Source organism: Wenyingzhuangia aestuarii (genome assembly GCF_011927765.1).
In the GTDB taxonomy this organism is placed as follows: Bacteria; Bacteroidota; Bacteroidia; order Flavobacteriales; family Flavobacteriaceae; genus Wenyingzhuangia; species Wenyingzhuangia aestuarii.
The window spans coordinates 139,288-150,643 of record NZ_JAATJG010000007.1 but is presented as its reverse complement, the minus strand read 5'-3'; the positions used below and the strand labels follow the sequence as shown (position 1 = coordinate 150,643).

Annotated in this window: 13 protein-coding genes and 2 tRNA genes; 4 read left to right on the top strand and 11 right to left on the bottom strand. The window is 31.9% G+C overall.

What is annotated here, in order from left to right:
* Position 1: 1 nt before the first annotated feature.
* The 8 genes from GGR97_RS08655 to cyoE form a co-directional block, all read right to left on the bottom strand.
* Positions 2-217, bottom strand: a complete 216-nt coding sequence (locus tag GGR97_RS08655) for a hypothetical protein (protein WP_167898118.1) — start codon at positions 215-217, stop codon at positions 2-4.
* Position 218: 1 nt separating this feature from the next.
* Positions 219-734: a DUF420 domain-containing protein gene (locus tag GGR97_RS08650; RefSeq protein WP_167898117.1), complete on the bottom strand. Its 516-nt coding sequence runs from the start codon at positions 732-734 to the stop codon at positions 219-221.
* Positions 718-1,434, bottom strand: coding sequence for an SCO family protein (locus tag GGR97_RS08645; RefSeq protein WP_167898116.1), 717 nt, complete (start codon positions 1,432-1,434; stop codon positions 718-720). The genes GGR97_RS08650 and GGR97_RS08645 overlap by 17 nt, the downstream gene beginning before the upstream one ends.
* A complete protein-coding gene (locus GGR97_RS08640) occupies positions 1,424-2,077 on the bottom strand; it encodes a hypothetical protein (protein WP_167898115.1) in 654 nt (217 codons plus the stop codon). The genes GGR97_RS08645 and GGR97_RS08640 overlap by 11 nt, the downstream gene beginning before the upstream one ends.
* 70 nt (positions 2,078-2,147) lie before the next feature.
* The gene (locus GGR97_RS08635; RefSeq protein WP_167898114.1) at positions 2,148-2,492 is read right to left on the bottom strand and encodes a cytochrome C oxidase subunit IV family protein; all 345 of its coding nucleotides are present in this window, start codon (positions 2,490-2,492) and stop codon (positions 2,148-2,150) included.
* Positions 2,493-2,520: 28 nt separating this feature from the next.
* Entirely contained in the window at positions 2,521-3,495 is a 975-nt protein-coding gene (locus GGR97_RS08630; protein ID WP_167898113.1) for a cytochrome c oxidase subunit 3, read from the bottom strand.
* 61 nt (positions 3,496-3,556) lie between these two features.
* Entirely contained in the window at positions 3,557-4,144 is a 588-nt protein-coding gene (locus GGR97_RS08625) for a cytochrome c oxidase subunit 3 (RefSeq protein ID WP_167898112.1), read from the bottom strand.
* Positions 4,145-5,044 carry a heme o synthase gene (gene cyoE / locus GGR97_RS08620; protein WP_167898111.1) on the bottom strand — a complete coding sequence of 300 codons (900 nt, stop codon included), beginning with the start codon at positions 5,042-5,044 and terminating at the stop codon, positions 4,145-4,147. It abuts the gene before it with no gap.
* A 247-nt stretch (positions 5,045-5,291) separates the two neighbouring features.
* Between cyoE and GGR97_RS08615 the strand changes: the two genes are divergently transcribed.
* Positions 5,292-5,377: transfer RNA gene (locus GGR97_RS08615), tRNA-Leu, on the top strand.
* A 31-nt stretch (positions 5,378-5,408) separates the two neighbouring features.
* Positions 5,409-5,494, top strand: a tRNA-Leu gene (locus GGR97_RS08610).
* Positions 5,495-5,610: 116 nt separating this feature from the next.
* Here the strand turns inward: GGR97_RS08610 and GGR97_RS08605 are convergent.
* The 3 genes from GGR97_RS08605 to GGR97_RS08595 form a co-directional block, all read right to left on the bottom strand.
* A complete protein-coding gene (locus tag GGR97_RS08605) occupies positions 5,611-7,017 on the bottom strand; it encodes an FAD-dependent oxidoreductase (RefSeq protein ID WP_167898110.1) in 1,407 nt (468 codons plus the stop codon).
* Between the two features lie 87 nt (positions 7,018-7,104).
* A complete protein-coding gene (locus tag GGR97_RS08600; RefSeq protein WP_167898109.1) occupies positions 7,105-7,980 on the bottom strand; it encodes a cupin-like domain-containing protein in 876 nt (291 codons plus the stop codon).
* A gap of 101 nt (positions 7,981-8,081) precedes the next feature.
* Positions 8,082-9,032, bottom strand: coding sequence for an RluA family pseudouridine synthase (locus GGR97_RS08595; RefSeq protein WP_167898108.1), 951 nt, complete (start codon positions 9,030-9,032; stop codon positions 8,082-8,084).
* A gap of 152 nt (positions 9,033-9,184) precedes the next feature.
* Between GGR97_RS08595 and nrfH the strand changes: the two genes are divergently transcribed.
* On the top strand, positions 9,185-9,784 hold the full coding sequence (nrfH, locus tag GGR97_RS08590; RefSeq protein WP_167898107.1) for a cytochrome c nitrite reductase small subunit: 600 nt from the start codon (positions 9,185-9,187) through the stop codon (positions 9,782-9,784).
* Between the two features lie 29 nt (positions 9,785-9,813).
* Positions 9,814-11,307: an ammonia-forming cytochrome c nitrite reductase gene (gene nrfA / locus GGR97_RS08585; protein WP_317165746.1), complete on the top strand. Its 1,494-nt coding sequence runs from the start codon at positions 9,814-9,816 to the stop codon at positions 11,305-11,307.
* Positions 11,308-11,356: the final 49 nt, after the last annotated feature.

Sequence of the window (11,356 nt, the reverse complement as noted above, 5' to 3'; positions counted from 1 at the left end):
GTTATTTGTTTTTTTTATAGTACCTCCAAATAATGAAGGCAACAATGGCTACTAAAATATAAGGAATAATCATTAAGGTTACAATTCCATCATTTAACCCTTTGGCCAAACCAGAATCTCCGTTTTCTACTACTGCTTTACACATAGCACATTGGCTATAGGTATTGCTAGTTATAAAAACCAAAACTGTTAGAATGATATATTGTAAGTTCTTCATTTTAATAATAAGGATTAATCATTATATAAACAACAACACCTGTAACGGCTACATACAACCATAAAGGAAATGTATATTTAGCTATTTTTCTGTGTTTTTCATCTTCACGATTTAATCCACGTACAAAGGTGGTTAATACCAAAGGAATAACAGCTATAGATAGAATAATGTGTGTAATTAAAATAAAATAATACACATATTTAATAATTCCTTGTCCACCAAATGTAGTAGAATTACTAGTCATGTGATACAATACATACATGACTAAAAATAATGCAGAACATACTAGTGCTGATTTTATAAAAAGTTCGTGTCTTTTTATGTTTCCACTTTTTACAGCAATTACTGCTAATACTAACAATACGGCTGTAAATCCGTTAATAGTAGCGTAAATAGGAGGTAAGAATACAGGAAGTTCTATATCTATTTTTACTCCAAATAAAATGGCTACTGCTACGGGTATAGCAATAGATAAAACGGTAATTAGTTTTTTGTAGTTTTTAGTTGTTGTCTCCATTTTGTTCTTCTTCTAATAATAATTTAATATCTTCTATTAACAAAGCCACTTCTTCTTCTTCTATACCTTGATAGAAAATTTTTGGATTTCCGTGATTGTCTTTTCTGGATCTTAAGTATCCGTTTTTGTCTACCAAAGCAAAAAAACCTTGATGTTCAAAACCACCCTCAACTTCAGGGTTTAAACCTGCAAAAATGTTTAAACCTTTGTTAGCTATTTCAAAAATTGTATCTCTATCGCCAGTTAAAAAATGCCAGTTTAAACTAGTAACCCCATAATTTTCTGCATACTTTTTTAGTTTTATAGGAGTATCTACACTAGGGTTAATGGTAACAGAAGCAATTCCAAAGTCATTTCTATCTCCAAATTTTTCTTCTACTTTTAACATGTTTCTGTTCATAATAGGACAGATAGATGGACAAGTCGTAAAAAAGAATTCTACCACAAAGACTTTTCCTTCATAATCTATGTTAGAAACAGTTTGATTGTTTTGATCTGTAAGATTAAATTCAGGCATTTTACGCTCTTTTCTGTCAATCACTAAATAAGAAAGTCCGCTAGAATTTGGCAATTCTTTTTTTACATGATTTAGTCTAGAGTCTCTAGGTGTTGAATGGTGTTTGTAATTTCTAACTACAAAAACACCAAAAAGTAAAATAATAAAGCAGATTCCTACGTAAGAGTATTTTTTATTTTTCATCTTTTCCTAATCTTTCTTTTCTAGAAGTAGTAGATACTTCTTGTTCGTAAAAAACGTTTTGTGTATCGGTTAATAATTTATTTTTTAAATCGTTTACAGAAGATAAATCGTAAGCAAATACATCTTCTCCTATTTTATCATCATCAGTTCTACCTCTTTGATGATTGTTTTTATCTACAATAAACGCTTTGTTTGCTGCTAAATTATGATCTAAACTAGAATTTGTTTTTAATGAGTTGTAAATTGTAACAGTTTGTAAAGAATCTAAACGTACAAACTTCCATTTAAAGAACTTACTTCCGTTAGTTTTAGCTAATCTATTTTTTATAGTTTCTATTTCAGGGTTGTTTTCTCCTATGTAAAAAGAAATTAATTGGAACTTGGTATACTTTGCTAACTTTTTAAAAACAACTTCGTTAATATTAAATATTTCCGTGTCTTTAGTTGTTGGTTTTTCTCCTAAAAAAGTAACAACATTTATATTATTACTTAAAGAAATACTATCATTTTTTAAAGCGGTAATGTCTACAACATCTGTTTTAAAAGTTTTACAAGGAATAAAGTTAACTTCTCCTAAGGATAGGAAAATAAAGAAAGCTAAAGGTCCTATAAAAAGGAGCGAAAGAATAATTTTTTTCTTCATAATGGATGAGGTTTGAATACCAAAAAAGGTGGATAAATCCACCTTTTAATATTGTACTAATTCTAAAGAATTAGTATTTCCAGTTGATAAAAGGAGCTAAAGTATCGTGTATGTAGCTACCTTCTATTAATAACAATGTTACTAAGTAAGGAATTAAAATTACTAAAGGAATAATAATAGAGTTTACAAAGTTTTTACGCTCATGGTTCATGTGCATAAAGTACCACATAATTCCTGCTGCTTTTACTATTGTTAAAATAATAAAGATCCAGTTTAATAAAGAAGTTCCTAAAAAGTTAGTGTAGTGTAAACCATGAGGTTTAATAATACCTAAAATTACTTCTATAATTGTTACTAATGATAAGAATCCGAATACTTGCCAGATTAACTTAGTGTTTGATTCGTGTTGTGCCATAATATAATATGCTGTCGCTTTTTTTTAATTAAACTAAGTAGAAGAATGTAAATACAAATACCCACACTAAATCTACAAAGTGCCAGTACAATCCAACTTTTTCTACCATTTCATAATGTCCTCTTCTTTCGTAAGTACCTAATAAAACATTGATAAAAATGATAATGTTTAATAAAATACCAGAACATACGTGGAATCCGTGGAAACCTGTAATAAAGAAAAAGAAATCTGCAAATTGGCTAGAACCATATTCGTTTACTTCTAAATTAGCTCCTCTAACTACTCTAGATGAATGCTCTAAGAATCTTAAAGCTTCCTCTTTGTTAAGGATAACAATTTTTTGTTTTGTTTCTGGGTTTATTTTTTCTAAACGAATTCCAACTTCTGGATTGTGTTTAAAAGCTTCTATAATTCCAGCAGTAGTATATTCGTATGTTGTTTCTCCTTTTTCAAACCATAATCCGTTTTCACGAGTATGTTCTATAACAGCGTTGTCTGGAGTAGCAAAGTCTTCTAAAGCAATTTGTTTACCATCGTGGTTTACAAACTGAATAATTTTACCATCGTTTAATTGTACAGCTCCAAATTCTCCTTTGATAAAGTTTTTCCATTCCCAAGCTTGAGAACCTACAAAGACTAAACCACCTATAATTGTTAAAAACATGTAAGTGATTACTTTGTTTTTCTTCATTTGGTGACCAGCATCAACAGCTAATACCATAGTTACAGATGAGAATATTAAGATAAACGTCATCAATGCAACATAATACATTGGGTATGTTCCATGAAAAAACGGAAAGTGAGTAAATACTTCATCGGCTATTGGCCAAATGTCTATGAATTTGTAACGAGTAAATCCATAAGCCGCTAAGAATCCTGCAAAAGTTAATGCATCAGATAAAATGAAGAACCACATCATCATTTTTCCATAGCTAGCACCCATTGGTCTAGTAGCTCCACCTTCCCATACGTTTGTGTTCTGATCAGCAGTTGTTGCTTTCATAAGTGTTATTGTTGTTTATTTAGTTCGGTTTTCGTTCGAATGGCAAATTTATAAATTTAGATTAAGTATTAAAATAAAAGAATAAAAATAGTATAATCCATAGTAAATCTAAAAAGTGCCAAAAAATAGCCCCTAATTCAAGGCCTAGAGTGTTGCCGTTGTTGTATTTACCTAAAAGTTGTCTTGTTAAAATTACAATTAAAACAATTAAAGCGGCAAAAATATGTAGCAAGTGCGTAAAAACAATCACCATTAACATAGAAGATGAGATCAAACTTTTAGGTCCTGTAAAAAATAAACCAGACTCTTTTAATTGATCAAATCCGTTAAATTGAGAAACCACAAATCCAATTCCTAACCCTAAAGTTATAGCTAATAGAATTGTTGTAACATTGGAGTTGTTCTTTTTTGCAAAGTAAACAGCTAAATGAATGGTAATACTGCTAATTAAAATTAAAACAGTACTTGCTACTAAAGAGCTAGGCAAATCAAAAGAAACCCAGTCTTCTCTATTGCTGCTAATTACATAAGCACTTACCAAACCTGCAAACATCATTGTCATACTAACTAATGAGATCCACAACATTGGTTTTGCTGCTTTTTTTCTACTTACGCTTAATTCGTCTTTAAGATTGATTGTACTATCCATTTAATGAAGAAATTTATCTATGATATAAATAATTTGAATTGCTGTAATGTAAAACACACTGGCAAGCATTAGTTTTTTTGCAGTTTCTTTACTAAGGTCTTTATATAGTAAAATACCGTAGTACAAAATTACACAACCGCTTAAGAATATAAGCACTGCAGTGGCAGGAAATATATATAAAGTTCCCGTTTTTTGAAATACAGGTATAATAGAAGCAAAAATTAGCATTACTGTGTAAATTAAAATTTGCACAACTGCCTTTCTATCTCTTTTACCCATGGGTAATAAATTATAGCCTGCTTTTAAATATTCATCGTGTCCTAACCAACCAATAGCCCAAAAGTGTGGAAATTGCCAAAAGAACTGAATCATAAATAAAATTCCTGCTTCAATACCAAAATGATCTGTAGCAGCTACCCACCCTAACATGAAAGGAATGGCTCCAGGAATAGCCCCCACAAAAACGGCTAAAGGGGTAACTCCTTTTAGTGGAGTGTAAGCACAAGTGTATAAAAATATAGAAATAGCTCCAAAAAGAGCCGTTTTCTCGTTAATAGTATATAGAATTCCTAAACCTATAATAGTAAAGCTAACAGCAATAATCATGGCTGTTTTTAAATCATATCTTCCTGTAGGTAAAGGTCTATTTTTGGTTCTTTGCATTAACTTATCTACATCCTTTTCTATAATCTGATTAAATGCATTAGAAGCTCCTACCATTAAGTACCCTCCAATAGCTAATAAAGCTACTGTAGTATAGTTAATTGTTTCGGCTGCTAATAAATAACCTGCTACAGCAGAAAAAACAACACTTAAAGAAAGACCAAATTTGGTAAGTTGTTTAAAATCACTCATGAAAGAGTTTTTAGGAGCTACCAAAGTATTATCTGTATTTGACATTTAGTTTTGTATTCTAAATTTTTTGCAAAGATAGGGATTAAATTTACTTAGGAATTGAAGTTTGACATTTAATTAAGTTATAAGGTTTGTAGTTGGATATCAGGTAGATGAAAAAAAAACTAAAAAAAACACAAATTTATTTTTTTGCAAAGATAAATATCCCTTATATTTGCACTCGCATTTGAAGAGATGCAAACGTTCTTTAAAACTGAAATAAAACATACCAAATATTTAGTGTAAACTGAATGCTCAAGTGGTGGAATTGGTAGACACGCTGGACTTAAAATCCAGTGGGCAGAAATGCCCGTATGGGTTCAAGTCCCATCTTGAGTACAAAAGTTTTATAAGAAATAAGTTTACACACGCTCAAGTGGTGGAATTGGTAGACACGCTGGACTTAAAATCCAGTGGGCAGAAATGCCCGTATGGGTTCAAGTCCCATCTTGAGTACAAAGCCTCATCGATTATTCGGTGAGGCTTTTTTGATTTTAATAATTAAGTTAAAAAAATTACATAAAAAAACTAGAAAGCTAATCCTCGGTTTTTAGTTGTTAAATAATGACTGTTTATTTTAAAAAGTTTCTAATACCATAGCTAGCTAAAACTCCTTCTCCAGTAGCAGCGGCTACTTGTGCAATGGCACCTTCTCTACAATCTCCAGCAGCAAATATTCCTTTTACAGAAGTTTCTGCTAAGTTTTTAGTTGTAATAAAACCCTGGTTGTTTAAGTCTACTAGTCCTTTAAAACTTTTAGTGTTTGGTATTAATCCAATAAATATAAAAGCACCATCGGCAGTAATTTCTTTTTCTTCTTCTGTTTTATTGTCTTTTACAATAATACCTTTAAATAGGTTTTTATCGTTTTTAGTAAAAGATATAGGAGTGTTGTCTGTGTAAACTTCTATATTATCAATACTATTTAGTTTTTCTATATAAGTTTTAGAGGCTTTAAATTCTGCAGATCGGTTAATAATTTTAACAGTTTTACAAAATCCTGCTAAAAAGATTCCTTCTTCTAAAGCTGAGTTTCCTCCTCCAATAACAACAACTTCTTTGTCTCTATAAAAAGCTCCATCGCAAGTAGCACAAAAGTGAACACCAGAGCCAATTAAATCACCTTCGTTAGGAATTCCTAATTTTCTGTAGGTAGAACCTGTAGATAAAACTACTGTTTTGGTTAAATAGGTTCCCATAATGGTGGTAAGTTCAAATAGTTCTCCTTTTCTTTCTATGTTAGATACTTCTTCTCCAGTTTTAATTTCAGCTCCATAGGTTTTTGCCTGATGCTCCATGCGTTCCATCAATTTAGGTCCAGAAATTTCTGTAAACCCAGGATAGTTTTCTATTTTTTCGGTTAAAAAAGCGTTTCCGCCAATGTTTTTCTTTTCAAGAATTAAAGTGTTAAATCTATCTCTTTGAGCGTAAATAGATGTGGTTAAACCTGCTGCACCTCCACCTATAATAATACTATCATATACTTTGTGTTCTTTGTTGGTATCAATATTTAATAATTCTTTAAGTTTTGCGTTGTCAGGATTTGTGTATGGAACTTCATTTAATAAAATGGTTGGTATAATTCTTTTTCCATTATTTATTTCTTCTACTTTGGCTGTAGCCCAATCGTGTTTGTCAACATCAATAAAAAGAAATTTTACTCCGTTATCGTTTAAATAGCTTTTTGCTCTTCTACAATCAGGACACCAATCAGCACCAAATAAGGTTAATTGCCCTTCGGGATTAATTCCCAAAATACTTGCTAATTTTGCATTGTTTGGATTAGTGTATGGCTTGTTGTTAATAATAACGGTAGGTATAATTCTTTTTCCGTTGTTGATGGTTTCTACTTTAGCAGTAGCTTCTTTATCTAGGTCAACATCTACAAATTCAAAAGTAATATTGTTGTCTTTTAAGTAGGATTTAGCTCTTCTGCAATCAGGACACCAATCGGCACCGTATAGTGTGATTTTATTCATAGTTCGGTTTATTTGCATTTGTAGTCGTTAACATACCATGTTTTTTACAGATAAAGAAATGTAATTTCTTTATGTTCTGTTGTTTTTTTACTCAAGAGCGACTGTGTTGGTTGAGTTTGTTTTGTGTTTGGCTTTATTGTTTTTCCAGTCAATCCATTTTTGCCCCATTGTTTTTCGCATGATATTTTCTACAGGTACCATAATAAGGAGATTGTATAGTGCATGTGAAATGTTTTTTGGAGATTTGGCAAGACTTCTTAAACTCATTGAAAATCCTGGTGTTATATATTTCATGTAGTGCCAATATCCTTCTGGTATATAAAGCATATCTCCATGCTCCAATTGTGCAATATAACCTTGGGCATTTTTTAAAGCAGGCCACTCTTCTAGGTCTGGATTAGAAAAATCTATACCTCTGTGACTCATTAAAGAGTTTGGAATTTTGTAAAGATGTTCGGTTTGTTGTTGATCGAATAAAATGCATTCTTTTTTACCTTCAAAATGAAAATGAAAAATATTAGCCAAATCTATATCATAATGCATAAAGGTATAGGAGTCATATCCTCCAAAAAACAGCGTAGGTAATCTTTTAATGAACGAAATTCCTAAATCTGGATATTTAAAGTCTTTTTGTAAAAGTGGAATTTCTTTTAAAATGTTCCATAAGAAAATTCGATATTTAGTAGGTTCTCTTTTTAGTAAATCTACATATTCATCCATTTGCATATAAGCATGGGGACTGTTAAATTTAGCTTTAGGATCTACGGGTCTGTCATCGTAAAGCGGAACTTTTTTGTCTCCAGCTACTTTTTTAATGTATTCTAAATTCCACTTAGTGTATGCTGGCCAATTTTTAGAGTACTGTTTTACAATTACGGGTTTTTGTTTTTTGTAATATTTTTTAATAAAATCCTTTTTACTAATGTTTTCTACAACATCAATAGGAGTAAGTTGTAATTCCATAAATGCATGTATTTTTAGAAACAAACGAATTGTTGGTCATAAAATTACAAGGAATCAATGTTTTTTTAAAATTTTAGAGGTTGATTGTTGTCAAGCTATTTCTAAAAATTAAATTTTTTGGGAATAGGAGCTTCTATTAAAAAGTTTTTGTTTTGATAATGAAAGCTAAGTTTCCAAGCATGAAGGAACAAACAATCTGTATTATAAGTAAGAGGATTGTTTTTAAAGTAATTACTGTCTTTGTAGCCAATATCTCCAACAATAGGAAAACCAAGTTGTGCTAAATGCAAACGAATTTGATTGGTTCTTCCTGTGTGTGGGGTAACTTCTAAAAGTGTTTGGTTGATTGTTGCTCTTCGTTCTAAGACTTTAAATTCGGTATAGGCATCTATTCCGTCTGTTGCCGATGCTCGTCCTCCTCCAGCAGTTTTATCTGTTCCAATTTTAGTGTTGGTGTTAAAATAATCATCCGTAGGAATTCCTTCTACTAAAGCTAGGTATGTTTTTTTAGTTTGTTTGCTTTCAAACTGAGAGCCAATTGTTTTTACAATTTCTTTGTTTCTTCCTAAAATTACAATACCCGTAGTGTTGGCATCTAACCTATGTACAATTTTAAAATCTTCTTTTGGAAAAGCGAGTTTTAAAATTTCGGTAAGTGAATTTCTATTAAATCTTCCACTAGGATGCATAGGAAGGGGAGCAGGTTTGTTAATTATAATAATAGCATCATCACTGTATAGTAATTGAATATTATTTGAAACTTCGGGTTCTGTTTTTGGTGCAGATGAATGCTCGGTAATATCTCCTCCTTTTACAATAGAATTAACAGTAGCAGGTTTACCGTTAATCAACAAAGTTTTAGTGTTAATTTTTTCTAGCCAAACTTGCTTGTTAGCACGTGGAACCAGTTTTAAAAAAAAGTCTATAATATTTAAATTTTCATACTTTTTTTTAACAGGTAATTTGTAGTGTGTTGGCATAGCTACACTGCCTGGTAAGGGTTGTGTTACTTTGCTTATGTGCTCTTTAAAAAGTTCTTTGGTAATTAGCATATGGCTACAAATATACTAGATAAGAATTTGTAAATATTTTTTAAAGTATGATTTATATCATTTAGATGGATGTTTTTATCGTATAAATTTACTTTCATAAATAAGGAATGAATATAGTTAGAAAATAAATGGTGTAGTAGCCACTAATAAACATGGAAAAAAATAAAAGTTTTTTACCCGAGAAAAAATCAAAATGGCGATCTATAGCTGTTTTTTCAATTGCCATTGTTATTGGTTTAGGAGCTTTTATGGCAAAGGAATCGTCTATTGTTTCTTATATGTCAGACGATCCTAAATCTTGTGTAAACTGTCATGTAATGGTGCCTATGTATAATGCTTGGATGCATAGCTCTCATAGAGAATGGGCAAGCTGTAACGATTGCCATGTACCACATAACAATGTATTTAATAAATATTTTTTTAAAGCCAAAGATGGATTGTTTCACTCTTCTGTGTTTACGGCAAGAGCAGAACCCGAAGTAATGTTTATGAGACCTGCATCTCAAGAAGTGGTGCAAAACAATTGTTTGCGTTGCCACGTACAACAAGTTACTCAAACTAAATACGATGGTTTTATAGCCAGTCATGGAGGAAACAGAACGGATAGACAATGTTGGTCTTGTCATAAAGAAGTGCCTCATGGAGATGTACATGGAATTTCTACCGTAAAATACAACATTGCTCCCTTGCCTACAGATGGTGAAGAAACTGTAGTTCCTAAATGGTTGCAAGAATCTATAGATAAAGAATAACTAAATCAAAAAATCATAAATTTAAAACGATACAAATGAAAAACAAGGTACTATTTGCGCTTACAGCAGTGTTTGTATTTTTACTGGGGTTGTTGGCTTCAAGCATCATTAATAGAAAAAATGAGGCGAAATACAAATACCTACCTAAAGTAAAAATTAACGAGAACGAACCAAGAAATGAGGTCTGGGGAGAAAACTATCCTGCAGAATATCAATCGTATATTAAAACGGCAGATACTTCTTTTGCATCTTATCAAGGAGGTTCTGCAAAAAGAGATATGTTAGAAGAAGATCCTAGATTGGTAGTGCTTTGGGCAGGGTATGGTTTCTCTAAAGATTACAATCAAGGAGGTGGTCATTTAAACGCAGTAAAAGATATTCAAAATACTTTAAGAACCGGTGGGCCAAAAGGAGAAGGTGATGGACCAATGCCTGCAACTTGTTGGACGTGTAAAGGACCAGATGTGCCTCGTTTAATGAATGAAAAAGGAGTGGCGGAATTCTATAGTGGAAAATGGGCAGATAAAGGAGCAGAAGTTGTGAATCCTATTGGGTGTGCCGATTGTCATGATCCTAAAACCATGAAGTTAACCATTACAAGACCTGCGTTAATAGAAGGGTTTAAAGCAATGGGGAAAGATATTAACAAAGCTTCGCATCAAGAAATGAGATCGTTGGTGTGTGCACAATGTCACGTAGAGTATTATTTTGATAAAAAGAAACCAGGTAAAGAAGGAGTTCCTTATTTAACCTTTCCTTGGAAAAACGGAATGACGGTAGAAGATATGGAGAGATATTATGATGATATTGAGTTTTCAGATTGGACTCATAAGCTAAGTAAAACCCCAATGTTAAAAGCACAGCATCCAGGTTACGAAACTTATTTAACAGGGGTGCATGCAGATAGAGGTGTTTCTTGTGCAGATTGTCATATGCCTTATAAAAGTGAAGGTGGTCAAAAATACACAGATCATCACATTCAATCTCCTTTAAATAATGTGGCTAATTCATGTCAAGTTTGTCATAGAGAGGATAAAGACAAGTTGATTGCCAATGTTTATGAACGTCAACAAAAATCTACACAAAGCAGATTAAAGTTAGAAGACTTTTTGGTAAAAGCACATATAGAAGCTAAAAAAGCTTGGGATTTAGGAGCAACAGAAGCTCAAATGAAAGAGATTTTAATGGATATCCGTCATGCACAATGGAGATGGGATTATGCAGCTGCATCACACGGAGCTTCTTTCCATTCACCTGTGGAGATTGCAAGAGTAATTAGTTCTGGATTAGATGTGGTTCAAGAAGGTCGTGTAAAATTAGCAAGATTGTTGGCAGAGTTAGGTTATAACAAACCTGTAGAAATGCCAGATATTTCTTCTAAAGAAAAAGCACAGGCTTACATTGGTTTGGATATGAAAAAATTAAACTTAGAAAAAGAAGAGTTTAAAAAGACTTTGTTACCTGAGTGGTTAAAAGAGGCAAAAGAGCGTGAAGCTAATTATCCAGAAACAACATTAGAATAAACTAAACTAAATCTATAATTCACGGTAAAGACACATGGGTATGCCTATT

What these genes read in the sequence shown, in the direction of transcription:
- cyoE (WP_167898111.1), bottom strand. Translation starts at nt 5,044, where the DNA reads ATGTCAAATACAGATAATACTTTGGTAGCTCCTAAAAACTCTTTCATG.
- GGR97_RS08625 (WP_167898112.1), bottom strand. Translation starts at nt 4,144, where the DNA reads ATGGATAGTACAATCAATCTTAAAGACGAATTAAGCGTAAGTAGAAAA.
- GGR97_RS08595 (WP_167898108.1), bottom strand. Translation starts at nt 9,032, where the DNA reads ATGCTAATTACCAAAGAACTTTTTAAAGAGCACATAAGCAAAGTAACA.
- GGR97_RS08635 (WP_167898114.1), bottom strand. Translation starts at nt 2,492, where the DNA reads ATGGCACAACACGAATCAAACACTAAGTTAATCTGGCAAGTATTCGGA.
- GGR97_RS08640 (WP_167898115.1), bottom strand. Translation starts at nt 2,077, where the DNA reads ATGAAGAAAAAAATTATTCTTTCGCTCCTTTTTATAGGACCTTTAGCT.
- GGR97_RS08605 (WP_167898110.1), bottom strand. Translation starts at nt 7,017, where the DNA reads ATGAATAAAATCACACTATACGGTGCCGATTGGTGTCCTGATTGCAGA.
- GGR97_RS08600 (WP_167898109.1), bottom strand. Translation starts at nt 7,980, where the DNA reads ATGGAATTACAACTTACTCCTATTGATGTTGTAGAAAACATTAGTAAA.
- GGR97_RS08645 (WP_167898116.1), bottom strand. Translation starts at nt 1,434, where the DNA reads ATGAAAAATAAAAAATACTCTTACGTAGGAATCTGCTTTATTATTTTA.
- GGR97_RS08630 (WP_167898113.1), bottom strand. Translation starts at nt 3,495, where the DNA reads ATGAAAGCAACAACTGCTGATCAGAACACAAACGTATGGGAAGGTGGA.
- GGR97_RS08650 (WP_167898117.1), bottom strand. Translation starts at nt 734, where the DNA reads ATGGAGACAACAACTAAAAACTACAAAAAACTAATTACCGTTTTATCT.
- GGR97_RS08655 (WP_167898118.1), bottom strand. Translation starts at nt 217, where the DNA reads ATGAAGAACTTACAATATATCATTCTAACAGTTTTGGTTTTTATAACT.
- nrfH (WP_167898107.1), top strand. Translation starts at nt 9,185, where the DNA reads ATGGAAAAAAATAAAAGTTTTTTACCCGAGAAAAAATCAAAATGGCGA.